Raw genomic sequence first — 23,037 nt, 5'->3', positions numbered from 1 at the left:
TCCTTCAGTCGTCAGGGATCACGCCGCCGCACCGGACGCGAACGCGGTGCGGCAGGCGGCATGGGTTCGGTCAGTTCACCGCGTCGGCAAGCGGCTGCGCGTCGGCGTGCGACGCGGCGCCGTCCTGCTCCGCGTGCGAGGTCGAGCGGCGCTGCGATGCGTCGTGGTAGTCGAGGTAGGTGCGCTGTGTCGCGATGTGATCGGCGATGTGCCGCGCGTCGTGCCACACGCCCCAGATGAAGCTGGAGCCGCGCCGCGACAGCCACGGCAGCCCGAGGAAATAGATGCCCGGCTCCTTCGACACGCCGCGCTGGTGCTGCGGCTTGCCGTTGTCGGCAAACGCGTCGACCTTCAGCCAGCCGTAGTCGACCGCGTAGCCCGTCGCCCAGATGATCGACGTGACACCCGCACCGGCAAGGTCGAGCGCGAGGATCGGATGCGCGACGCAGGCGGGGTTCGGCAGGATGCGACGGGCTTCCGGTTCTTCCGGCAGGTCGAGGCCGTTGCGCGCCGCGTAGGCGTCGGCCGCGTCGAGCAGCGACAGGTAGTTCTCGTCGCCGCGCGCGAGATTGATCGCGAGATCGCGTTCGAACACGGCCACGCCGCCGTCGAACGACTTCGTCAGCCCGACGAGCGTCACGCCCTGGTTCGCGAGCTTGCGAAAATCCACCGTATGGCCGCCGCGCGCGCCGCTCACCGCGATCGTCACGTGTTCGCGGCCGGGCGTCGCGATTTCCTTGTCCCATTCGCCAAGCACGCCGAGCCACCAGCAGAAGTCGCGGCCGCGATACGCGCGCGGCGGGCGATCGTGCGGGCCGACCGACAGGTAGACCTGCCGGCCAGCGCGTTGCAGCTCGTCGGCGATCTGCACGCCCGACGACCCCGCGCCGACCACCAGCACCGCGCCTTCCGGAAGCTGCGCCGGGTTGCGATAGTCGGCGGAATGGAGTTGCACGAGGCGCGCGTCGTCCGGCGCGATCGGCGGAATCACCGGGCGCTGGAACGGCCCGGTCGCGACGACCACGCGGTTCGCCTCGATCGTGCCGTCGGACGTCTCGACAACGAAGCCCGGCTTGCCCGTATTACGCACGACCTTCTTTACCTCGACGCCCGTGCGGATCGGCGCGTTGAACTTGCGCGCATACGCTTCGAAGTAGTCCGCGACCTGGTCTTTCGACGCGAACGCGTCAGGATCGAGGCCGTCGAATTCAAGCCCGGGGAAGCGGTCGTGCCACGCGGGGCCGTTCGCGACCAGCGAATCCCAGCGCCCCGTGCGCCAGCGCTCGGCGATGCGGCTGCGCTCCAGCACGAGATGCGGTACGCCCAGCTTGCCCAGGTGCTCGCTCATGGCCACGCCGGCCTGACCGGCGCCGACGACGAGTGTATCGATTGAGGTTGTTTCGACTGCCACGGCTGTCTCCTTCTGAAGTGCGGCTCAGTGCGACGCTCGTGCTGTCGCGTGAGTTGGAATGGAGACATTCTGCTGATGCGCAGGCGGGCGCGAAATGATGATTTTTGTTGGTGTTGATGAACAAAAAGCTGGGGGCGGCGGGGGTGGTGAGCGGTGCGGGTAGCTTTACGGCGCTCACGCGAGAGACGATGGCCATGTCTGGCTGCGGTGCGAATCCAGTACATGCGCGCCCTCGCACAAGCCTTTCCGCGGCCGGAATGTGTGCACCCGCCCGTTTCACAATGACCGTGGTCGCACGTTGTGACACTGCTCGACACGTTTGATGACGCCCTGCAGCGGCCTGGATATGCGGAAAAATCGCTCGAGCATGGGTGGTCGCGCAGCGTGTTGGCCATGCAGATCGAGTCGGCCGCCCATGCGCGCGCCGGCAACGCCGTGTCGAATTTCGCCGACCGGCCGCCACCTCCGCAGGCGGATCTCGCCCGACGCGCTCAAGTGCCCCTGGCCCACAAGACCGGGGCATTTAAAACTGCACCGATCTTGCCTGCAGGCTATTTCAACACGGCTTATCGGTCGGCGTCCCGGTGCGCGGGCGCGGCCGGATCGCGTTCATCCTTGCCCGAGGGCTGTTCATCCACATCGTCGTCAGATGTCGCCGAACCCCGGCTGGCGAACCACGCGACCAAGCCACCCAACGCAAGCAGCGGACCGAGAAGCAGGAAATGCTCGATCGCAAAATCGTTAACATCATGCGAACCGTAGCCACCTCCGCTGATCTGGGCCACGGCCTGCAATACTGCAAACGCAGCCCAGGCAGTCAGGATCAGGCCGCCGACACACACCATCGCTGCAATCGTCGATTTACGCATCTCTGCTCCGTCAAGCGTTCTCGGCAGCGTTGCCGACATTGACCTGCGGCTTCTGCAGCGGCATGTCGCCATCGGGCACGTGCGCGCGGCCCGTACTCAGCGACCCGGGTTCACGGCGGGCTCGGCCGGCGACGCCGGCGCGGATGTCGCCGCCTTCGCCGCGTTGATCAACGTCTCCTTGTTGCCGTCCCACTTGGGCAGTTTGGCCGGCGGCAGCGGCACCACCTTGTCCAGGTTCGGCAGACGCAGGTCGGGGTCGCGTTCCAGGCGATCGGCAAGGACGAAATAACGCTCGGCACGAGCGCGATCCTTCACGCCACCGGCTACCGGATCGCCATCATCGAACGCACCGAACAAATATCCAGCACTCTCGGCACTGCCGAATTTCACGCCCGCATGCAGCGTCTTGAGCGCGCGTTCGTTGTTCTCGCCCAACTCGGCTCGATCGCCCGCAATCGTCGTTCCCAACACATACGCCGCACGTCCGTTGTCCTGCGCCACCGCACATTCAAGCATCTGGAGTGCGATCTTGCGGTTGCCCCAGAACCCCGCCTTGGGATTGTCATAGAGCGCGTCCATCTTGTCACCCAGATACGCCATCGCACTCGGACTACCCATATCGGCGGCCAATTGCCAGAATGCATAGGCGCGACTGGCATCCTGCTTTACGCCCATCCCGTCCATGTGATACGTACCCATCAGATCGTAGGCCGCCGGAATACCCAGTTTCATCGCCTGTTCGGTGATCTGCAGCGCATGTTCGGGATCACGATCCACCCCCTCCCCCTGGGCGTAGGCATTCGCCAGATTCAGCATTGCCTTCCAGTGCTTGCGCTCGGCCGCCTTCGTCCACAAATCGACAGCGCCCTTGTAATCGCGCTGGTTCGGCCACAACAGCGCGCTGGTCTGCACCAATGCCTGCTGATTCCATCGATCGGCCTCGGGATCGAGCGGGGGAGCCACGTCAACCTCGTGCTTGCACTCAAACGCTGCGCGATGAGGGTTGAAGGCGGTCAACGACATGTTGCGAGAAGGAGAATCGTTCATTGAGCAGGCTGCGCATGCAACGAACAGGAAAGCCGAAATCAACCGGGTCAAGCCGATGCGGTTGGCGGGAGTCGAACGCAATTGATTCAGCACGATTTGGGAAGCCTGCTCAGGAAAAGCGAACGCCTGTTGCACGCGCATCATGGAACGGATGCGGGAAGCCGGTCGGCGCGGACATCAGTGATGATCCCGTTGATCGGGTACGGCTTCCTCGATCCATCTCGGTTGCACCGCAAGCGGCAACCCCAGAAAGGTGGAGGGCGGAAGATCCGGGCATGAAGACTGGCAGGTCAGGTGCCCTTCGCTCCCGGCACCGAGGCCTTCCGGCCAATCGATGTTTGCGGTACCAGGACGTGGGCCAGCGCATCCTGGTGACGGCCCCAGTGAAACCGGATCGCACGATTGTTCTGATCGAGCGCGCCAACGAAGGCGCGCAGCATTTCGGTCACGTTCACTTGTCGATAGGGCATTCGGCAACGGCGCTCTCAGACCGCCAAGCCACCTGCGCACTTAATTGTTTGGTCATTGATTTTAATTGCAACGTTCACGCAAAAACAATCGCACCATGCCAGCGGCCGCGCGATCGCGCGACGGAAGGCTTGATGAAGCCTCGACGAAATACAATTCATTGATTTTATTGATTTTTTCATTCTTTCTAAAGGCCGGCGACAAACGTCGCCGTGTTTGAACGCACGTCGAGCCGGCCATTGCCCGACAATTCTTGACGGTTCTCGGTCTGCCAAGCTGATAGCATGCGCGTCGCATGCGACCGATCTGCCCGGGATCGTCGTGTGCCGGGCCGCCCCACGTACCGAATGCATGGTCAAACGCAGTACGACGTGTCGGGACGCCCCGTTGAACCCCGCAACACCCCCGCAACACCCCGGCATCGCCCCGCGCGACCCGTTGCAGCAACCGTTGGAGTGGCGCTCCCCGCGCCTGCAAGCATGAAGAAACCGAAGCAGTCCCCCCGTCCTCCGCACGGCAAAGACCGCACGCCGCTCGCGCGCACCGGCGCGCTGCTGCTGATGGCCGGCCTGCTGTACCTGCTGTGGCCGTCGGCCGAAACCGCCTACCTCGCGATGGAGTCGGTGATCCGCTGACGCGCACGGCCGTCCATCTCCGCACTACGCTATACTCTCGCAATGGAAACCCGACCCGCCTCGCCGAACGTGCATTGCTGGTGGCGCGCCTGACCCAGGCGGCCCGTTTCCTTTTGCATGTCCCAAACGTGATGCCGCCAGCGATGGCGGCATTTGCGTTTCTGCGCAGACACCATGGCTGGCGGCTTCGATAACCCGGAGCAACGACCAACATGACCCGCCCGACCCGTCCGACCATCCTCACCGGCGACCGCACGACCGGCCCGCTGCACCTCGGGCACTACATCGGCTCGCTGCGCGCCCGCGTGCAAATGCAGCACGAAGCGAAGCAGTTCCTGCTGCTGGCCGACACGCAGGCGCTCACCGACAACATGGGCCGCCGCCAGCGCGTCACCGAGAACGTGATCGAAGTCGCGCTCGACTATCTCGCCGTCGGCATCGACCCGGCGATCTCGACGATCGTCGTGCAGTCGCAGGTGCCCGAGCTTGCCGAGCTGTCGCAATACCTGCTCAACCTCGTCACGGTCGCGCGCCTCGAACGCAATCCGACCATCAAGGAAGAGATCCGCCTGCGCGGCTTCGAGCGCGACATCCCGGCCGGCTTCCTGACCTACCCGGTGAGCCAGGCGGCCGACATCACCGCGTTCAAGGCGACGCACGTGCCGGTCGGCGACGACCAGCTACCGATGATCGAGCAGACCAACGAACTCGTGCGCCGCTTCAACGCAACCGTCGAGCAGCCCGTGCTGGTCGAATGCGAGGCCGTGCTGTCGGCGGTCACGCGGCTGCCGGGGATCGACGGCAAGGCGAAGATGAGCAAGTCGCTCGGCAACGCGATCACGCTCGGCTCGACGCCGGACGAGATCACGCAGGCCGTGAAGGACATGTACACGGACCCGAACCACCTGCGCGTGAGCGATCCCGGCCAGGTCGAGGGCAACGTCGTGTTCACGTTCCTCGATGCGTTCGAGCCCGACGTGCAGAAGGTCGACGAATTGAAGGCCCACTATCGTCGTGGCGGGCTCGGCGACAGCGTCGTCAAGCGCGTGCTGAACGAGCGGCTGCAGGCGCTGATCGAGCCGATCCGCGCACGCCGACGCGAATTCGAGGCCGACAAGGCCGAAGTGATGGCGATCCTGAAGCGCGGCACGATGCACGCGCGGGACGTCGCCGGCGCGACGCTCGCGGAGGTGAAGGGAGCGATGGGGTTGAACTACTTCGATTGAACGGCGCAGGCTGCGAGCATGCGAACGCGCTCCGCGCGCCGGCCGGTATCGGGCCGGCGTGTGGCGATCACCGCCGCGTCACATGCGCAAGCGAGCGTCGATGCAACCGCACCCTCATCACGATGCGTGCGTTGGCACGGCCGCGTGACACACCGCTTCCACCCTGTTACCGGCCGGGTCGACGAGAAACGCGCCGTAGTATTCGCCGTGGTAATGCGGCCTCAAGCCGGGTTCGCCGTCGGACTGCCCGCCCGTCGACAGGCCAGCCTTGAAAAACGCGTCCACCTGCTCGCGGCTCGCGGCCTTGAAGCACCAGTGCCGCTTGCTCACGCCGATTTCAGCGGGATCCAGATAGACCGCCAGAAATGTCGACGCGGTGTCGTTCGCATTGCAGCGTTCTCCATAGCCGAGCGCGGTCGGACGGTCATAGACCTTGGCTGCGCCCAGCGCGGCCATGATGGCATCGTAGAACGGACGGGCCAGTTCGATATCCGGCACGCTGATTGACACGTGATCAAGCAGTTGCATCGCATCTACTCCGTTGAAGGGCACACGAGTCTACATGAGCGTGGCATTTCGCATCGAAGTCACCCTGCTGCTCGTGGGCGATACCCGAGCGCCCGCCACCGACACGTGCGAAGTCGTTCGCGCCGACAACGGGCCGGCCCTTAGTCCACTCCGCCGATGCCACCCCCGCCCGCCCCCGCTATCGTTTCCCCGTCATCCACCCACCCACGACACCATGACGCCCCAGGAAACGATCGACCGGATGGAGATCCAGGATCTGCTGACCCGCTATTGCCACGCGGTCGACCGCCACGACTGGCATGAATTCGAGCGCCTCTTCGCAACCAATGCGACCCTCGACTACACGGCCTTCGGCGGCCCGGTCGGCAGCCGTGCGGAAATTGCCGCCTATCTGGAACAGGTGACGTCGGCGATGCGCGGCACGCAGCACACGATCTCGACGTCGCTGCTGGTCGTCGACGGCGACGCCGCGACCGCGCGAACGGCCGGCCACGCGATGATGATCTCGGCCGATGAAACGGGCGTCGACCGCGTGTGCTTCGTCGGGCTCTGGTATCGCGACCTGCTGGTGCGGACCGAATGCGGGTGGCGCATCCGGAGCCGCACGCAGGAGCGCAGCTGGATGCACGATGCGCTGCCGGCCGCAACCGACTGAATGCCCCGCGCGGCGGCGCCTTACTTCACTTCATCTGCATCAGCTGAATCAGGTTCCCGCACGTATCGTCGACGACCGCGACGCGCACGGGCCCGGCGTCCATCGGCTCCAGCGTGAAGCGGACATCGAGCGCCTTGAGCCGCTCGAACTCCGCGTCGAGATCGTCGACCTGGAACGATGCCGCCGGAATGCCGTCCTCGTACAGCGCCTGCTTGTAAGGCCCGACCGCGCGATGGTGGCTCGGCTCGAGCAGCAGCTCGGTGCCGTCCGGCTGGTCCTTCGACACCACGGTCAGCCAGCGGTACTCGCCTACCGGCACGTTGTTCTTCAGCTTGAAACCGAGCTTGTCGGTATAGAACGTCAACGCCTTGTCCTGATCGTCGACGAAGATACTCGTCACGTAGATTCGCATTTCCATCTCTCCTGTAGCGGCAGCCACCGCCCCGCCACTATTCTTCGTCGAAATCGATGACAAACGCATAACCGCCGTCGATCAGCTTTCGCAGGTAGCCGTCGAAGTCGTCGGCGATCACCGCATAGTTGTCGGGATCGTGCAGGTAGCGCACGACCTGCCCGACCTTGCCGCCCGGCGCCGGGTCGAAATCAATGTAGAGCTGCGACGTGCCGCCGTTGTTCACGCAATGCGAGAAGCACAGCCGCCGGCCCAACGGCAGCGCGATGTCGATGCGCGGATCGACGAGTTCGCCGTCGTCGTTTGCGTCGTCTCCATACATCTCCTCGATGCTGTCGCGGTACTTCGCCCCTTTCTCGAGCATCTGGGCGGCCGACAGCAGGTAATACGGGTATTCGTAGACGTCGGAGCCCAGCACCAGCACCTTGACCGTCGTGCCGCCGTAGTCGCGCCGGTAGGTCCCGTCGAGCTTGCCGAGCAGTTCGATCAGGCTGGCCGGGCACTGCGGATACGCGGCGCGCAGCGCGTCGAGCTGCGCGGGCGTCGCGCCCGTGGCGGCGGCAAGCGCCGCGTTGTCGGTATCGGGCAGCGCGGCGCGCAGGCCGGCGAGATAGGTATCGACGAGGGTCATTGCGTCAGGTCCGAAGAACGGGCACACGCCATTTTAGTGTCGTGAGTTGCAAATTCGTTTCATGAATCGATTTTGCTGCCTGCGGTGACGCAGTGCTGCTTGAACAGACGTTCGGATTAGCGCAAACCGTCGTCGGTGAGGATCACCGATCTCGTTTTGCTGACGAGATCGCCAATGAGACCGCGGTCATCGGGTCGGTTGAGTGCATCCCAATTCAAGACGGTTTGCCGAGTGACCCGCAGTTTCGCTGAACCGCTTGGTCAATTTGTCAGTTCATATTTCCGTATCCTGTTCGTCGTCTGAATATTGGCGCGGTCTCGCCCTTTGAGAGCGGGACACGCCGGTACTACGGGTCTCATCTTCGTTCGCGCCTCCTGCTTGATTGTGAGTGTCATCTTCAGGGACGTACAGCATGTCTCCCTGAGCCCGCAGTCTCATGCCGGCTACGATCCACTCACGAAGAAAGCGCATGCTCGACTTTGCTACACCCTTGATACCGGATCGAGTGAACACTGGGGCGTCTCCCCGTTCGGTTTTGTTTGCCTACCAAGGCAATGGGATCTTGAGGCTTTCACGGTTGTCGCCGAGGAACAGCGACGGGAGAAACCGCGAGAGAAACGTGAATTCGTTGTAGCAGTGCATGAGCAACGCCTGTCCGAAAGCGTCGGGGAAGATTTCAGCGATCTCCGACGGGCTGTTTCCAAGAGCGGGAAGGTCCTGCCCAATGTAGAAATGACTGCGCAGCGCAAGGCCCCATTCCGCGTCCCGGCCAATATGGAGCAGCCGCCCGCCGATAACCTTGCCGTCAGCAGTCCGTTCAGGGTTCTCGCCCAAGCCAATACGACCACATACCGCGGCGCTCAGGCGGCCATCGCTACGCGCCTTCTCGTACGCATCTGCCTCGAAAAACTCGGTCGCATCCCTGAACTGAATTGCCAGCCGCTGTGCCGGCAGTCCCGTGAAAAACTCCTCAACGAGATGGACCGACCCCACGTGGGTATCGGGTGTGCCCTCCGCCCACGCGCTGCTCACGTGATCCACCGGATGCCACCAGCGATAGTGGCGGGTGTCCGGGCGGGACCGAAACCACCACTCGAACATCTCACCGGTGCAATTGTGCAGATCGGTACGGCAAGCGACGTGGAGCACGCCGTTTTCCAGTCGTTCGTAGCCCGTCTCCATGCGCAGCGGGGCCGGATTCAGCAGTTGACCAACTTCTTCGAGTTTCATCTCTCTCTCCACGATAGGTTGTTCGGCACCGATGCCGAAACTTGCGTTACAGCTACAGCTGTGACTCACGTGCGAGGCATGTCGGTTCGCGGCGAACCGCGAAGCCGGCTGCGCCGGCAGCGGCGCTGTTCGAGGCTGTAGAACCTCAGAACGCCGTTGTCAGCCCCAGGCGACCAATGGTTTGTGAGTGGCTGGACGAAGCGGCTGTCGGGCCAAACAGTCCGTTGATCCAGGCTCCGGTATCCGGGTTGTCACCGGAGGCGTGCTGATACACCCCTTCCAGGTAGACCGCGGTGCGTTTGGAGAACCAGTACATCAGAGCGCCGGTCACCTAGTGAGCCTTGTTGTTCAGCAAGGTCTCGTTGCCCTTCATGTATTCGTAGTTCGCACCGAGCGTCCAGACATTCGAAATAAACCAGTTCGCGCCAATCTGCCCGACGTCAATACGCGCGCCGGTCAACGTGTTCTTCGTATTGGTATAGAGCACGTTGGCGAGAACAATCCCTGCGAAGTTGTAGTGCATGCCAACACCGTAGTTTCGTATGCCGTCGTGGCCGTTATTCATCTGGGGGTACTTGACTTCCGTATAGGCCGCCCCAACAGCGAACGGGCCGCGAGAGTAGTTGGCACCGAAGCTGACCGAATTGCTGGACGAGAAATCTCCTGCGACCTGTCCAAAGCCGTAAAGCGCCCCGAATGTGAAGCCTGAGAAATCGGGTGATTTGTACTTGACTGAGTTCGAGACGCGGGACGATCCGGCCACGCGATCGAAGTCGGATGATCCCGTAGCATTATTAGGAATCCCGAGTGCAGAGAATGGACCCTGCCTGAAATTATAGAAGCCGCCATAGAGAAGCGAGCCGTCAAAGCCGGCGTTCTGGTCGTGAAACTCTCCGAACAGCAGCGACTCCCACATGAAGTCGTGTTGATTGCCGGCCGTGATGTCGCCCAGCCTCGGGTCCGACAGGCCGACCCACGCCTGACGTGCGAAAAGAGCACCCGCAGAAGGTATCGTCGAACCGTTGGCCGTATCAAACTGGCTTTCGAGCATGAAAATCGCTTTCGTGCCACCGCCGAGGTCTTCGGCGCCTCTCAAGCCGAACAGGCTCGGTGCCCAGACGCCAGTGTCGAGCAGTGTGTTCGAATGTCCCCCTTGGTTGCTCACGTAAGTAATCCCGGCATCCAGGAATCCGAACATCGTGATCGAGCTTTGTGCGTGTGCGTTCGCAGCAGCGACCGACACTGCCACCAGTGTAATTGCGTGTCTCCTCATGTTGTCTCCGATAGTTCTATTTGTGATGTTGCACTGCGGTGTTTCTATCGTTTGTCTGTACTAGTCGGCCGTCCCGAGATAGAGATGTCGGAGGCGTGGGTCGTTGCGGATGGAATCGATCGGGCCGGAGAGGGCAAAGCGTCCGTGTTCCATCACGTGGACGTGGTCCGCCAGATCGAGCGCGCGCTCTACGTCCTGTTCGACGATCAACATCGTCATGCCCGCTGCCTTCAGCTCGCGCAGCGCGAGGTATAGGCGGTCCATCATTACTGGAGCCAGCCCAAGGCTGATTTCGTCAAAGACGATGAGACGGGGGCGGGCCATCAAGGCCCGGCCTATCGCGAGCATCTGTTGCTGGCCGCCGGACATCGAAGTACCCGCGTTTCTGCGCCGCTCTCGCAGGTCGGCGAAGAGGCTGTATACGTGATCAAGGCGCTCCTGAACGTCATTGGCCGGGGCGTTACGTGCAGCGAGAACGAGATTCTCCTCAACTGTCAGCGAACTGAAGATCCGGCGGCCTTCCATACATTGGGCCAAGCCCAGCGCCGCGAAACGATGGGGCGCGCTTGCGCCGAGTACCTTTCCGTCGACCTTGATTTCCCCTGCGGTCGGACGCACCGTTCCAGAAAGCACGTTTGCGAGGGTCGTCTTACCTGCGCCATTCGTACCGAGGATCGCAATGACGTCTCCGCTGTGGACGGTCAGATCGATCCCGTTAAGCACGCGGGCCTGACCGTATCCGGCGTGGATATCGCTCAGTTCCAGTAGCGGGGCCGAAGCGCCCTCTTCCCGAACACGCGGCACCGCCGTCGAGGCGGACTCGACGTGTTCATGTTTCACTTTTGACGACGGGGTATCCGGGAGGCTGCGATGCGCCGTGCCGAGGTAGACAGCAGCGACCTCGTCGCTTGAGAGGACTTCCCTCGTCGGCCCCTCGGCAAACTTGCGGCCGAAATTCAGAACGATCAGGCGCTGGCAGCACTCCCGGACCACGCGAATGACGTGTTCGATAATGATGACGCCCTGAATCTCGCCCGAAAGCGAATGAATGAGGTCGATGAGTTCAGTCACTTCACTGTCGACAAGGCCTGCACCTACCTCGTCCAGCAAGAGAATCTTCGGGTCCAGGGCAAGAGCCCTTGCGACCTCCAGGCGCTTTCTTCGAAGCAGCGGCAGTTGGCGCGCAGGCAGGTTCGCCGATTCGAGCAGACCGGTACGCTCGAGGATCCTGTCGCAAGCGAGGAGCGCTTCGCGCTTCGGGCAGAAAGGATGCAGGCTGAACCGGGCCGCAAGCAGGTTTTCGCGCACGGTCATATCCATGAATGGACGCGGAATCTGGTAAGTCCGACCGATCCCGCAGCGCGCGCGTTCGGCAGATCCGAACCTGGTTATGTCCTCACCGTCCAAATAGACAGAGCCGCCGTCCGCCTTCACCGCTCCGCCCAGCAAACCGATGAGAGTGGACTTTCCGGCGCCGTTCGGGCCGACCATGCCGAGAACTTCGCCGTGCGAAACAGAAATGGATACGGAATCGGTAGCAACGAGTCCGCCATAACGCTTGACGAGATCTGTAGCATGAAGAAGTGGTGTGGAATGTTCGATGCTCATGACATTGCCTTCCGGTTTGCGATTTTCTGGAGCAGTCCCGCTATTCCCTGAGGAGCGAACCGGATGACTGTAATGAGAATGGCGCCGGTAATGGCGAGGTGGAGCGCCGGCCAGTCAGCGAGCAACTCGCCTAGCACGACAACGAAGATTGCCCCCAGAAATGGGCCGGCACGTTTCCCCTGCCCCCCGATTATCACGATGGACAGTGCGCTGACCGTCCATTGAATGCCGAACGTGCCATAGGGTTCGACTGTCCCCAGCTTCAAGGCCTGAAGGGCACCCGCGATACTGGTCAGCGCACTCGACACCAAGAAGGCGAGAAGCTTGATCCGAAACGTACGCACGCCCATTTGCGATGCAGCGTCCTCATCGTCGCGCACGGCGCGTAACAACACCGAGAACCGCGAGCGTGTTGCGATGCTCATCAATACAATGGTCACGGTGGCCAGGGCGAGAGCCATGAGGAACAACGTGCGCAGCCCCGGCGGATCCAGAGCGAGCACGAGCCCCGATGCACCACCGAAGCCGCTGTAGTTGACCATGAAAAGACGGAGTGCTTCCGCAAGTGCAAGGGTGCCGACAGTGAAGTACAGACCGCGAAGCCGGAACACACCTCTGCTGACGACCACGCTTAGAACGGCTCCCGTGAACCCTGACATGGGTACGGCCAGCCACGGTGGCATGTCCAGCAGATTGACGAGGCCAGTCATCGAATACGCACCGGCACCGAAGAATGCAGCTGCGCCGAGCGAGACCATTCCCCCGAAACCGGACATGAGATTCCATGCTTCGGCGATAGTCAGTAGCAGCAATAGTCTGAACCCGACTTCAAGCGCATAGTCCCCCATCCGAGGCACGACGATTCCGATGAGAACGAGCAGGACTGCGGTGACGGCAACTGGAACCGAGGCAGTCGCGGTCGATCGGGAGAGCGCATTGCGTATCTGCCCTGCCGTTACAGAAGTCGCCGGATTGTTTGATAGATTCGTCATTAGCGTACTCCCGGCACCATGCCCTGAGGACGCAGCGCAAGAACGAAAAGAAAGATGACCAGGCCCACCAGATCACGATAGCCATCGCCGAATGCGAGTGCGCCGATGCTCTGCAAAATACCGAGCGTGATTCCGGCCGCGAGTGTTCCAAATATGTTGCCGATCCCGCCCATCACGACGACCGCAAAACTCATGAGCAGGTAGGTCGAACCGGTACTCGGCGTAAATGAGAATGCGGTGGCAATGAGCACGCCTCCCATTGCGGCGCAAGCTGCTCCCAGCGCGAATGTCAGCGCGTGCACTTTTGCGACGTCGACGCCAATCACGGCCGCGGCCGAGGGGTCCACTGCGGCTGCTCGAAGGTCACGACCGAACCGGGTCCGGGTGATCAGGGCGTGCACGCCGAGCGTAAGCGCGACGGAAACGACGAATCCGATCACGTAGATTTCGCCGATCGTCACTGGACCAAAAACAAGTGGACGCGCTGCATAGTCCGTGTTGATGGCACGTGTGTCCGCGCTGAAACAGAGCAGGTAAAGATTCTGGAGGATGATGGAAACGCCAAACATTGTCATCATCGGCGCTTCCATCCCCTTGTTCGCCAGTGGCCGGACAAGAACCTTATGGAACGGCAACGCGATTGCCCCCATGATCGCGGCGACAAGTGGAAGGCCCAGAAGTGGATCGATGCCAGCGAACTGAACGAGAAAGAAGCCGATGTAGGCCCCACCAACCAGAAGCTCTCCGTGTGCAAGGTTGACAAGGCGCATCACGCCAAGTGCGATAGACAGGCCCAAAGCAGTAAGCGCGAGCATTCCGCCCAGGAGGAATCCTGACGCAATACCACTCAGGATAACTGATAAATTTGGATGGTATATCTGGAGCATGATCAATTCCTCAAACCATGCGTTAGTGAAGTGCCGGGAGCGGAAAGACCAATTTTCCGTTGGCCTTTTCCTTGGGCCATACGGTCACCGCCCTCCCGTCTTGCCATTGCATGACGACGACCGGGATGCGTGACGTATGGTCTGCATCAAATTTCACCGGACCCACGACGTACGACTTGTCCGTTTTGCCGATTGCCTGATTGATCTTCTCGCGGTCGATGCTACCGGCCGCCGAGATTGCATCCAGGAGGACCTGGGCGGCGGCGTATGAGTCGGCGATATGCTGGCTTTGTGTTTGATGCGTTTCCGTTTCGAAGCGCTTGCCGAGTTCAGCCGCACCAGGATAAGGAAAACTGGGATCCCAATAACCGCCCACCAGGACTCCATTGGAGAGCTTGCCCAAGGCCCTGGCAAACTGTTCGGGCTCCCCCCCCTTTTCCATGACCAGCAACTTGGGATGAAAGTCCGCCGCGGCCATCTGCTTTCGCATCGCGATCGCCTGTGGCGGGATCGCGTCAACCAGTGCAATGTCAGCGTAATCCGCCTTCGCTTGCGCGATCATGGTGGTGAACTGCTGTGAATCGACGGGAAACGAGTTTTGCTGAACGAGCGTGAAGCCGCCTGTTGATATGGCGTTGGGCCAGATCCGTCCGCCGACGACTCGTCCATCCGGACCGTTGTCGGACAAAATCACCGCCTTTTTGTTCGTCTGAAGGCGGTAGTCAGCGATCATCCGGAATGGGGCGACGCCCAATTCAGACTCGTCGAAGAAGACTGCCCATGCATACTTCCATCGCCGGACCGCCTTGAACGCGCCAAGTGGGACGCAACCGGAAACGATCGGGACGCTTCGACGCTCTGCAACAAGCGAGCCGGCATTCACCAGCGCCGGCGTGCATGAGCCAAGCATCCCGACAACACCATCCCTGGAGATCAACGTCTCGGTGTTGCTCGCGGTAACATTCGGATCCGTTTTATCGTCGCGGATAACGAGTTTTACCTGATACTGCGCGTTTCCGACCTTGAGCCCGCCGCCTTTGTTGACGTCGCTCACAGCCGTTTCATAACCCCACTTCTGATAGGCTCCGAAACCTGCAAGCGGGCCGGAAAGTGGCAGGGAAGCACCAATCGTTATCTCATCGGCCGTAGCCGCCGTTGCGAACACGACAGCCGAAGTGAAAACGAGGCCAATCGCCCATCTGTTTCGAAGCCTATCCATTTTGTCTCCTGGTATATGTGTTTTTTTAGTTCTATTTCTTGTGCCTAAAATGCGGTGTTAGCTGATCCCTTGAGATTCAGCATCTCACGGGCTTCGTCTGGCGTTGCAATCTCCAGCCCCAGCTCATCGAGGATGCGCCGGATTTTGCGGACCTGGTCGGCATTGCTCTGTGCCATCTGGCCGCGCCCCAGGTAAAGACTGTCTTCCAGACCGACGCGCACGTTTGCACCGGCGACGGCAGCCTGCGCCAGTAGCGGCATCTGATGACGGCCAGCCGCAAGTACAGACCACTGATAGCTTTCCCCGAAGAGTCGGTTCGCCGTTTCTCGCATGAAAGTCACGCATTCGGGATCCGGCCCGATTCCACCGAGGATGCCGAAGATCGTCTGGATAAAGAACGGAGGCTTGACCAGCCCCGCGTCGACGAAATGGGCGAGGTTATAGAGATGGCCAACGTCGTAGCACTCGAATTCAAAGCGCGTTCCGCAGCCGTCACCAAGGTGCTCAAGGATGTGGCGAATGTCGCGAAAGGTGTTTCGAAAGATGATGTCTTCGGTTCCTTCGACGTAGTCCCTCTCCCACGGATATTTCCACTCCTTGATTTTTTGCGCGGCTGGATGAATTGAGAAATTCATTGAGCCCATATTCAATGACGCCATTTCCGGCTTGAACCGGAGAGGAGGTGCGAGCCGCTCCTCAAGCGTCATCTTCGTTGAGCCCCCAGACGTGATATTGATGACCGCGTCGGTTTGCGATTTGATCGGGCCAAGGAACCGCTCGAATATCGCGGGATCGGCTGTGGGTCGACCATCGTTCGGATCGCGCGCATGCAGGTGGAGAATTGCGGCGCCAGCCTCGGCGGCCTCAACGGCTTGTGTCGTAATCTCCGCCGGGGTCAACGGAAGATACGGCGACATGGACGGCGTGTGGATCGCACCGGTCACGGCGCACGTGATGATTACCTTTTTCTGGTTCCTGGCCATTTGATTACTTTTCCTCGCGACGACTTGCCGCATCCATTGCCTTTAGATGTTGAAACACCTCCGAGCGCAGATTCGCCTGCTGTTCGGCGGTCCATTGACGGAAGCCTTGCCCGGTCTTCATGCCCAGATGTCCACGCTTGACAAGCGAGTCCAGATACGGCGACGGTTCTGCTTCAGATTCGATAGCAGGCAGCAGCACCTGGTGAATCGCGAGCGTGAGATCGGTGCCGACGAGGTCGGCGTTTTCCAGCGGTCCGAGAACCGGCAGTCGTCGACCGAAGCTTGCCTTTACCACCGTATCGACGGTTTCGGCGTCACAGACGCCATGGGCTACGAGGGAAATCGCTTCGCGCCAGAGGGCATGCTGGAGGCGGTTGCCAATAAATCCCGGAATATCCTTTTCGACCATTGCAGGCGTTTTGCCCACGCGTGTCAGCAGATCGAACATCCGAAGGGCAACCGCGTGATCAGTCGCAGGCGTTTTGACAATTTCCACGAGCGGAACGAGAAACGGGGGATTCCACCAGTGCGTTCCCATGGCCCGGTGCCCCGATTCAACCTTACTCATGATGCTGGTGATCGGAATCGCGGAGGTGTTGCTTGCCAGGATTGCGCTCGCCGGTGCGACTTTCTCGAGCTTTGCGAAGAGTTCCTGCTTCCATGCGAGATTTTCGGGGCCGGCTTCAAATACGACGTCGGCGTCGTTGACTGCCTCTTCGAGATCTGCCGATGGAGCGATGTTCGCAACCACGGAGGTGTCGAGTTCAAGGTCGAGCAGGTTGCGCGTCGTGCGTGTCACCAGCGACGCGAGCGCATCGCCATTCACGTCGAATACCTTGACGTGGTGGCCCGCCAGGGCAAAAACCTGGGCAATTCCCTGACCCATAAGGCCCGCGCCGACGATACCGATCTTTTCCATAGTTTTCATTCACCCCGCTGTGTAGCCACCATCGGCATAAACGGTATGCCCGGTGTGAAAATCGGACGCTTTCGAGCACAGGAAGAGCAAAGGCCCGGCAAGGTCTTCAGGCTCTCCCAGCCGGCCCAAAGGCACGCGCGAGAGAAATTCGGAACGGACCTTGTTGGCTTTTTCCGTGTCCTCGAACATCCACGCAGTCAGTGGGGAGCGAAATACGGTCGGTGCGATCGCATTCACCGTGATGCCGTATTTGCCCCATTCGCATCCCAATGCACGGGTCAAACCATCAGTCGCTGCCTTGGACGCGCAATATGCGGAGTAGCCTGCGGGATGTCCGAGCTTGCCGCGGGCCGACGATACAAGCACGACTTTCCCGCGAGTCGCGTGTCTGATGACCCGCTTGCCAAAGGCTCTGGACAGCAGCCAGGCACCGGTGATGTTGCCGTGCATCACAGTGTCAAATCGCTCGGGAGACATTTCAATGATTGGGCACGGATCGTTAAGCCCGGACGCGACGACCAGGATGTCTAGCCCTGAAAACGCCGCCAATGCGGCATCCATTATTGCTTCGCAATCCTCTTCATTGCCAGGCCTGCGGACGATAGTCTCTACGTGCGCACCGAGATCCCTGCATTTCCGTGCAGTTTCGCCGAGCGCTTCTTCGTTGCCGGCGACGAGCACAAGCTTCGCTCCCGCTCCAGCCAGCACCTGCGCCGCAAGTGCACCAAAGGCCCCTGATGCCCCGGTTACGACCGCAACCTTGCCGCGGACGTCAAAGAGTGAGCCCGGGGACTTGATCCAATCTGTACTCATGCAACTGCCTCCGCGTATGTCACTACGACGAGCATCGTGGCCACATCGTTACCGTTGTTTCTGACTTCGCGTACTTCATCGGATGGGATGGTGCAGCTATCGAGCGGGCCCAGAACGACCTCCTGAGCCCCGGTTCGGACAGTCACCTCGCCGGCGAGGACAACGTAGACCCTTTCCAGCGGAGAGCTGTCCGGTCCTGCGCCACCTCCTGGCAGAAAGTGCGAGAGTCCAACCCAGAAAGACTCCGGCCCACCGGGTGCAAAACCCTGGAGCCGCAATGCGCACACTTCGTGATGATTGGGTGCTTCATAACGCCGGGCCTCGCCGATGCGGGTGACTATCATGGTTAGCCTTCCCCGTTTTCGATACGGTAGGTGCCGCGCTTGTCGACAATCGCAACGAGACGCACGATGCAGCCATCGCCCTGCGTCCAGCGCCACGGGAATGCCGCGAACGTGACGCGCTTGCCGGTGACCTTGTCGATTTCACCGCCGACGTTTTCGATGCCGCAAATGCCAGCGCTCAGGATCGCCTGGTGACAGGGTTCCCATTCGGGGAAATCCTGGATGACCTTGCGCCCCGTTTCGCGCTCGTACTCCATGTTTACCTGCGGAAGCAGCCCGTTCGGCCAGCCGGGGCCGTGCGGTCCGATCGCGGTACCGAGCGGGTGATCGAGCGCCTGCGTGTCCGTGCCGATCATCTTCACCTTCTTCTTCGCGAACCACTCGCCGGCATCTTTGTAGAATCCAGGCGAATAGGCGTAATACATGCGGCTGTCGCTGTAGTGCTTGTGCCAGCCGGTGTTGACGATGACGATGTCACCTTCGCGAATCTGCGGGCTCGCCTTTTCGAGGTCCTCCGCCGTGACCACTTCCCACTTGCCCTTCGGAATCGAGACCACGACGCCCGTTCCGAAGAAGTGAGGCAGCGGAACCTCGTCCATGAACGGCGTGCCCTCGACGACGTGTGCTGGGGCATCGATGTGAGTGCCCGAGTGCATCACGGTCGTAATGCGCTGGGTCAGGACACCGGATTTGGCCATGTTATGAAGGCGCTCGATTTTCACGTCTTCGAAATACGGCCAGCAGGGCTGACCGAGGCCCCACGGATGACTGAGGTCGTAGAATTCGAGCCCCATGTCGTTATGTAAGTTCTCCTGATAATTGATGCCTCTGACGGTCACTGTCATTTGCGTGCTCCGGTCTAAAAAATATCGTTGAATTGTGTACCGTATTGCGGTACACTTGTACCGTTTATCGGTGACATGGATACTAATCCTGCGAGAAGTTGAAACCATAGGGATGAACCCGGAGAGACCAGATTCGGGCTTCGACATATTTCAGTGACTAGAACGGATGCTGGCGCGAAGCTCTGGCAAACTATCGACATTTACTTACCGGGCAGAGTGAGATGAGCAGGGCGAGACAGAAAGAGATCGAGCATCAGGAGGCCGCGAAGTCACCTGAAGAGCGGCCGGCTGTACAGGTGATCGCCAGAGCAGCCGCAGTGCTCAGGGCATTGAAGGCACATCCCGACGGTCTTTCATTGGGGGAACTTGCAAAACTTCTCGCTCTGCCGCGCTCAACGGTTCAGCGCATCGTTGATGCGCTACATGCGGAGAATCTTGTAATTGCCGCCTCACTTGCGCGAGGGGTGCGACTGGGGCCGGCGCTTCTGCCGTTGGCAGCAGCAGCCAAATTTGGCTTTGTCGATATTGCGCGTCCAACGCTTCAGCACATCTCGCGTGAGTGCGGGGAGACAGTCGATCTTTCGCTACTCGATGCGGACAAGGTTGTATTCGTGGATCAGGTCCGCGGCACCCATCGGCTACGTGCCGAATCCGATGTAGGGATTTCATTCCCGCTGCATTCAAGTGCACCAGGGAAAGCAATGTTGGCTGCGGTTCCGAAGGACGAACTTGAGCACTTCAGGGAGGTGCTGCGCCTAGGTAAGCTCACGCCCCGAACCATTGATTCATGGACAGAACTCGACGCCGCCCTCGCGGAGATCCGTCGTAGCGGCATCAGTAGCGATCTTGAAGAAAACGCAGAAGGCATTTGCGCAATCGCGGCATCGCTACGACTGCCGACTGGCGAATTTGCAGCCATCTCGATTCCTGTTCCCACGCAACGCTTTATGGATATTCGTGGGCAACTGGAGGCGCTACTTCTGGAACAGTGCGATAAATTGCAGCAGCGCCTTTAGGAGCAGCGTCCAAGGGGCATTCGGCTGACGTGGTCCAAAGTGATTGCAGAACAAGCCGACGGGCGCCAGTGGTTCATCGACAAATTTGTGCGAGGTAGCGCGCAGGCACGCAGATCGCAGCTGCCCGAGATGTGCAGTTAGACGAGTAGCTGCTTGCCGATCATCCTGGTACTACGGGCCAGAACCGGATTTGTCTCGCTCCTTCGAGGGCGAGCCGGGCGCCGCTGAACCGGTTCAGCGGGCGCGAGATTCAGGGAAGACGGCAGGTTGCACCGCGCCGCGGCGACTACGCTATCGCCGAACACTTCGAGCGCGTCACGCAACTCGACATTAAAGCGGGCGAAATCCACCTGCGGTTGATGCCCGGCAGGCATCTCAAAGCGCACCTTGAAATCGCGTTGGCGAGGTGGCCGGACCTCTCGAACCAGATCGCCCAGCGCCGTGCGGGTACCGATATACCCCATGGCCCGAGTCTAGCGCAGCGGACTCTCGACGCTCAGGTCCGGAAACTCGCGCACACGTTCGGTGACGTAGTGGACGAACGGATCGAGCACGCACGGTTGCGGTGCGCGTGGGCCATAACGCAGCACCTGGGCGTGGCCGAATACCAACTCATGCGCGAGATCCTGCCCGCACTTTAATCAGACATCCTGACAATCGATCAGATCGAAGCCGAGCCTCGTCCCGACCTTCCAGATGACATTGCATCATTCGTTGGCCCGCCCCGCCTACCGGTCAACCACGATGCCTTCCCGATTAATCCGCCTCCAGACCTTCGGCACACCATCGACCTGCGTTGGCCTGCCAGACACGCTTGATCTCCCGTCGCAGCATCTCATCGCGTTTGGCGCGAGTGCAGCGTTTGGCCGAATCACGAAGCCGTACACCATAGCGTCGGTACCCCGACGGGGCAATCCATAAGATCATGCACGAAGGCGCTGCGATGCCGATCGGCAAACGCCTTCAGGACTTGAATCGGCGGCCGGGTTCCACCTGGCGTTGATTTGCACGCAAACCTGATCCATCGGAATTTGAACTTCACCATGGCAGAGGGACATCCTCACCGTTGGCCTTTTCACCATAATAAAGCGATGGCAAAAAGCGGGAAAGGAAGGTGAACTCCGTATAGCAATGTCGCATCAGCGCCAGCCCCATGGCTTCACTCGGCGCATGATCCGCATGTTCATCATCCAACCCCAGGACGAAACGACTGCGAAGCACACAACCAAAAGGTGTGTCCCTGGCGACATGCAACATTTGTCCGCTCATTGGATCACCATTCTCATCCAGCTTCACCTGATCTCCAAAACCGATCCGGGCGGCAACGATGGCGGACACCTGGCCGCTGGCGAAAACGTCTTCTACTGTTTTGGGGGTAAAGATATCGCGGGGATCATGGAATTTGAGCTTGGCGGCAACTGGCGGGATTTCCGCCAAGGATTCGATAGCAGAGATGCTGGCACCGTGGTAGCTCGCACCCTTCCTCCAGTTTGAATCCCATCCCGAATGTTCAACGTGATCCACCGGATGCCACCATTTGATGTGCTGAGTAGTTTCGAAAAACGTGAACCACCAATCAAGCATCCTTCCCTTGCAGCCATGAAGATCAGTACGCACTGCTACCAGCAGATTGCCGTTTTCGAGATATTGCACCCCCATCTCCAGTGTCATGGGAGCGGGATTGAGAAGGGGTGTGTGGTCAAGCCACGGTTTGGCGAGTAGCGACATCATCGGGTTCTTTTGAGATTGAAGACGGACACATGATATAGGAAACGATCATCGTTTCCTATATCATGTGCGTGATTTTCACAGCGAAGAAATTCCAATGACCCAGCCAACGAAAAGACAGCGAGGACGACCGCCCCGAGCAGAAGAAGATGCGAGACGGGAGCTTTTGCAAAGTGCCATGGATGTGTTGCTGGAAAGCGGCTATGAAGGCGCCACGATGGAAGCGATAGCCAAGCGCGCCGCCGTAGCCAAGAAAACCGCATACCGCTATGCAGCGAATCGACAAGAACTGATTGGCTTGGCGGTTCGCCAGTGGACGGAGGAATATGCTCCGTCCATGCAGACAGATCCGCAGGATGCTGGCGACGTTGCTCAAGCACTTCGAGCGATCCTGGAAAACATCTGCACGCATGTACTGTCCGAAACGGCGGTCAGTCTCTTCCGTCTGCTGACAACAGAGTTCCCCGGTAAACGAGAGCTCTTGGACAGCTATGAGCGCAACGGTATCGAACGGGGGAGGATGTTGCTTTCCGGTTGGCTTGAAAAGCAGTCACGCAAGGGGCTTTTGCATGCCCCGGAGCCAGCGTTGCTGGCGAATGCCATTTTGGCAGTGGCAGTGGCCGAGCCCCTGCGCCAAATCGCGCTCGGTGTGATGCGCCCTCTGCCAGAAGGAACCGTCGGCTCTCACCTTGATGCATGCATGAAGGTGCTTTCGCTTCTAATTGTTCAACCGAGCAGTCGGGAGCTGTAGCCAGGTTTGCCCAGCGCGCGCGGGCTGTCGCAAAGAGCGGAGCTTGTGAGGCCCATGTTCCAGCTGTATGCGGCCAATAAATGATGCCCTGAAGCGATGCGGGCCAGCTCGTTGGCTAGCGCGCACGCCACAACGTTGGAATGTCGGCGCATCGGCAAGGTTCTGCCCCATTCGGTACCCCGTCTGGTTTCTGCGCCGCGGACGAGCACTGAGAGTGCCGAGGGCCAGGCCGCAAGCCAAGGCGTGGGCACATGTCAGCGAAGACGTGATGATCTCCGGACGCCCGGCGGAATCTCAAGATCGTGCTGTACCGGGGCATTGGGAAGGCAACCTGATCATCGGCTTGAACCGATCTGCGATCGGAATCGATGAGCCGGCGTTTCAACGCGTGGAACAACGCACCGATGGAGAGCTTCTTCAGGGCCTGTCAGTAATTTCGTGTTCAAGGCATATGATGCTCCCAAGGAGAATGTATGCCTCGCAAACCGAAAACCAAGCCGGCGGAGCTGCCGGCGATTCCCGCCGAGTTGCTGGAGCAATTCGGCAA

24 protein-coding genes and 4 pseudogenes are annotated in these 23,037 nt (G+C 60.4%); 6 read left to right on the top strand and 22 right to left on the bottom strand.

Annotated elements, in window-relative coordinates; genetic code table 11:
* Positions 1-70: 70 nt before the first annotated feature.
* From LGN19_RS13180 to LGN19_RS13165, 4 genes are all read right to left on the bottom strand, one after another.
* Positions 71-1,411 (bottom strand): flavin-containing monooxygenase, encoded by a 1,341-nt coding sequence (locus LGN19_RS13180; protein WP_226215118.1) that lies wholly within the window; start codon positions 1,409-1,411, stop codon positions 71-73.
* A 566-nt stretch (positions 1,412-1,977) separates the two neighbouring features.
* The gene (locus LGN19_RS13175; protein WP_226215117.1) at positions 1,978-2,280 is read right to left on the bottom strand and encodes a hypothetical protein; all 303 of its coding nucleotides are present in this window, start codon (positions 2,278-2,280) and stop codon (positions 1,978-1,980) included.
* A gap of 96 nt (positions 2,281-2,376) precedes the next feature.
* Complete coding sequence (locus LGN19_RS13170) at positions 2,377-3,471, bottom strand: tetratricopeptide repeat protein (protein WP_226215116.1); 1,095 nt, start codon at positions 3,469-3,471, stop codon at positions 2,377-2,379.
* Between the two features lie 146 nt (positions 3,472-3,617).
* Positions 3,618-3,776: a hypothetical protein gene (locus tag LGN19_RS13165; protein ID WP_226215115.1), complete on the bottom strand. Its 159-nt coding sequence runs from the start codon at positions 3,774-3,776 to the stop codon at positions 3,618-3,620.
* Positions 3,777-4,274: 498 nt separating this feature from the next.
* On the opposite strand from LGN19_RS13165, the gene LGN19_RS13160 reads away from it, so the two are divergent.
* Together LGN19_RS13160 and trpS are read left to right on the top strand one after the other, a co-directional pair.
* Complete coding sequence (locus LGN19_RS13160) at positions 4,275-4,430, top strand: hypothetical protein (protein WP_164462939.1); 156 nt, start codon at positions 4,275-4,277, stop codon at positions 4,428-4,430.
* A gap of 212 nt (positions 4,431-4,642) precedes the next feature.
* Positions 4,643-5,656 carry a tryptophan--tRNA ligase gene (gene trpS / locus LGN19_RS13155; RefSeq protein WP_226215114.1) on the top strand — a complete coding sequence of 338 codons (1,014 nt, stop codon included), beginning with the start codon at positions 4,643-4,645 and terminating at the stop codon, positions 5,654-5,656.
* Between the two features lie 117 nt (positions 5,657-5,773).
* Here the strand turns inward: trpS and LGN19_RS13150 are convergent, their stop codons facing one another.
* A complete protein-coding gene (locus LGN19_RS13150; RefSeq protein WP_174957345.1) occupies positions 5,774-6,184 on the bottom strand; it encodes a VOC family protein in 411 nt (136 codons plus the stop codon).
* Between the two features lie 214 nt (positions 6,185-6,398).
* Between LGN19_RS13150 and LGN19_RS13145 the strand changes: the two genes are divergently transcribed.
* Entirely contained in the window at positions 6,399-6,839 is a 441-nt protein-coding gene (locus LGN19_RS13145) for a nuclear transport factor 2 family protein (protein WP_226215109.1), read from the top strand.
* A 25-nt stretch (positions 6,840-6,864) separates the two neighbouring features.
* Here LGN19_RS13145 and LGN19_RS13140 read toward each other — a convergent pair whose 3' ends face one another.
* The 14 genes and pseudogenes from LGN19_RS13140 to LGN19_RS13075 all read right to left on the bottom strand — a co-directional run bounded on the left by LGN19_RS13140 (position 6,865) and on the right by LGN19_RS13075 (position 18,995).
* The gene (locus LGN19_RS13140; protein WP_226215108.1) at positions 6,865-7,251 is read right to left on the bottom strand and encodes a VOC family protein; all 387 of its coding nucleotides are present in this window, start codon (positions 7,249-7,251) and stop codon (positions 6,865-6,867) included.
* Positions 7,252-7,288: 37 nt separating this feature from the next.
* Positions 7,289-7,882: an SMI1/KNR4 family protein gene (locus LGN19_RS13135; RefSeq protein WP_226215106.1), complete on the bottom strand. Its 594-nt coding sequence runs from the start codon at positions 7,880-7,882 to the stop codon at positions 7,289-7,291.
* Positions 7,883-7,998: 116 nt separating this feature from the next.
* Complete coding sequence (locus tag LGN19_RS13130; RefSeq protein ID WP_413227206.1) at positions 7,999-8,100, bottom strand: DUF6429 family protein; 102 nt, start codon at positions 8,098-8,100, stop codon at positions 7,999-8,001.
* A 325-nt stretch (positions 8,101-8,425) separates the two neighbouring features.
* Complete coding sequence (locus tag LGN19_RS13125) at positions 8,426-9,112, bottom strand: DAPG hydrolase family protein (protein WP_226215104.1); 687 nt, start codon at positions 9,110-9,112, stop codon at positions 8,426-8,428.
* A 145-nt stretch (positions 9,113-9,257) separates the two neighbouring features.
* Positions 9,258-10,385 (bottom strand): annotated as a pseudogene (locus LGN19_RS13120) (porin).
* 60 nt (positions 10,386-10,445) lie between these two features.
* Positions 10,446-11,993 (bottom strand): ATP-binding cassette domain-containing protein, encoded by a 1,548-nt coding sequence (locus LGN19_RS13115; protein ID WP_226215102.1) that lies wholly within the window; start codon positions 11,991-11,993, stop codon positions 10,446-10,448.
* Complete coding sequence (locus LGN19_RS13110) at positions 11,990-12,985, bottom strand: branched-chain amino acid ABC transporter permease (protein WP_226215100.1); 996 nt, start codon at positions 12,983-12,985, stop codon at positions 11,990-11,992. The genes LGN19_RS13115 and LGN19_RS13110 overlap by 4 nt, the downstream gene beginning before the upstream one ends.
* Positions 12,985-13,872 (bottom strand): branched-chain amino acid ABC transporter permease, encoded by an 888-nt coding sequence (locus tag LGN19_RS13105; RefSeq protein ID WP_226215098.1) that lies wholly within the window; start codon positions 13,870-13,872, stop codon positions 12,985-12,987. Before LGN19_RS13105 ends, LGN19_RS13110 begins: the two co-directional genes overlap by 1 nt.
* A 22-nt stretch (positions 13,873-13,894) precedes the next feature.
* Positions 13,895-15,091 (bottom strand): amino acid ABC transporter substrate-binding protein, encoded by a 1,197-nt coding sequence (locus LGN19_RS13100; protein WP_226215096.1) that lies wholly within the window; start codon positions 15,089-15,091, stop codon positions 13,895-13,897.
* 44 nt (positions 15,092-15,135) lie between these two features.
* The gene (locus LGN19_RS13095; protein WP_226215094.1) at positions 15,136-16,074 is read right to left on the bottom strand and encodes a 3-keto-5-aminohexanoate cleavage protein; all 939 of its coding nucleotides are present in this window, start codon (positions 16,072-16,074) and stop codon (positions 15,136-15,138) included.
* 4 nt (positions 16,075-16,078) lie between these two features.
* Positions 16,079-16,993, bottom strand: coding sequence for a 3-hydroxyacyl-CoA dehydrogenase family protein (locus LGN19_RS13090; protein ID WP_226215092.1), 915 nt, complete (start codon positions 16,991-16,993; stop codon positions 16,079-16,081).
* 9 nt (positions 16,994-17,002) lie between these two features.
* Positions 17,003-17,806 carry an SDR family NAD(P)-dependent oxidoreductase gene (locus LGN19_RS13085; protein WP_226215091.1) on the bottom strand — a complete coding sequence of 268 codons (804 nt, stop codon included), beginning with the start codon at positions 17,804-17,806 and terminating at the stop codon, positions 17,003-17,005.
* Positions 17,803-18,150: a cupin domain-containing protein gene (locus tag LGN19_RS39900; RefSeq protein WP_122950549.1), complete on the bottom strand. Its 348-nt coding sequence runs from the start codon at positions 18,148-18,150 to the stop codon at positions 17,803-17,805. Before LGN19_RS39900 ends, LGN19_RS13085 begins: the two co-directional genes overlap by 4 nt.
* Positions 18,151-18,152: 2 nt before the next feature.
* Entirely contained in the window at positions 18,153-18,995 is an 843-nt protein-coding gene (locus LGN19_RS13075) for a cyclase family protein (protein WP_164462936.1), read from the bottom strand.
* Positions 18,996-19,216: 221 nt separating this feature from the next.
* Between LGN19_RS13075 and LGN19_RS13070 the strand changes: the two genes are divergently transcribed.
* Positions 19,217-20,011: an IclR family transcriptional regulator gene (locus LGN19_RS13070; protein WP_122950547.1), complete on the top strand. Its 795-nt coding sequence runs from the start codon at positions 19,217-19,219 to the stop codon at positions 20,009-20,011.
* Between the two features lie 311 nt (positions 20,012-20,322).
* Here the strand turns inward: LGN19_RS13070 and LGN19_RS13065 are convergent.
* The 3 genes and pseudogenes from LGN19_RS13065 to LGN19_RS13055 form a co-directional block, all read right to left on the bottom strand.
* Positions 20,323-20,604 (bottom strand): annotated as a pseudogene (locus LGN19_RS13065) (IS21 family transposase); the annotation flags it as partial.
* Positions 20,605-20,742: 138 nt separating this feature from the next.
* Positions 20,743-21,008: pseudogene (locus LGN19_RS13060) on the bottom strand (IS3 family transposase); the annotation flags it as partial.
* A gap of 41 nt (positions 21,009-21,049) precedes the next feature.
* Complete coding sequence (locus LGN19_RS13055; protein WP_226215089.1) at positions 21,050-21,742, bottom strand: DAPG hydrolase family protein; 693 nt, start codon at positions 21,740-21,742, stop codon at positions 21,050-21,052.
* 94 nt (positions 21,743-21,836) lie between these two features.
* On the opposite strand from LGN19_RS13055, the gene LGN19_RS13050 reads away from it, so the two are divergent.
* On the top strand, positions 21,837-22,490 hold the full coding sequence (locus LGN19_RS13050) for a TetR/AcrR family transcriptional regulator (protein ID WP_226215088.1): 654 nt from the start codon (positions 21,837-21,839) through the stop codon (positions 22,488-22,490).
* Positions 22,491-22,680: 190 nt separating this feature from the next.
* Positions 22,681-22,854 (top strand): annotated as a pseudogene (locus tag LGN19_RS13045) (IS30 family transposase); the annotation flags it as partial.
* Positions 22,855-23,037: the final 183 nt, after the last annotated feature.

Origin of the sequence: Burkholderia sp. AU30198 (genome assembly GCF_020419825.1) — a bacterium.
In the GTDB taxonomy this organism is placed as follows: Bacteria; Pseudomonadota; Gammaproteobacteria; order Burkholderiales; family Burkholderiaceae; genus Burkholderia.
Note: the sequence above shows the minus strand (reverse complement) of the source record. Positions and strands in the feature narration are given on the sequence as shown.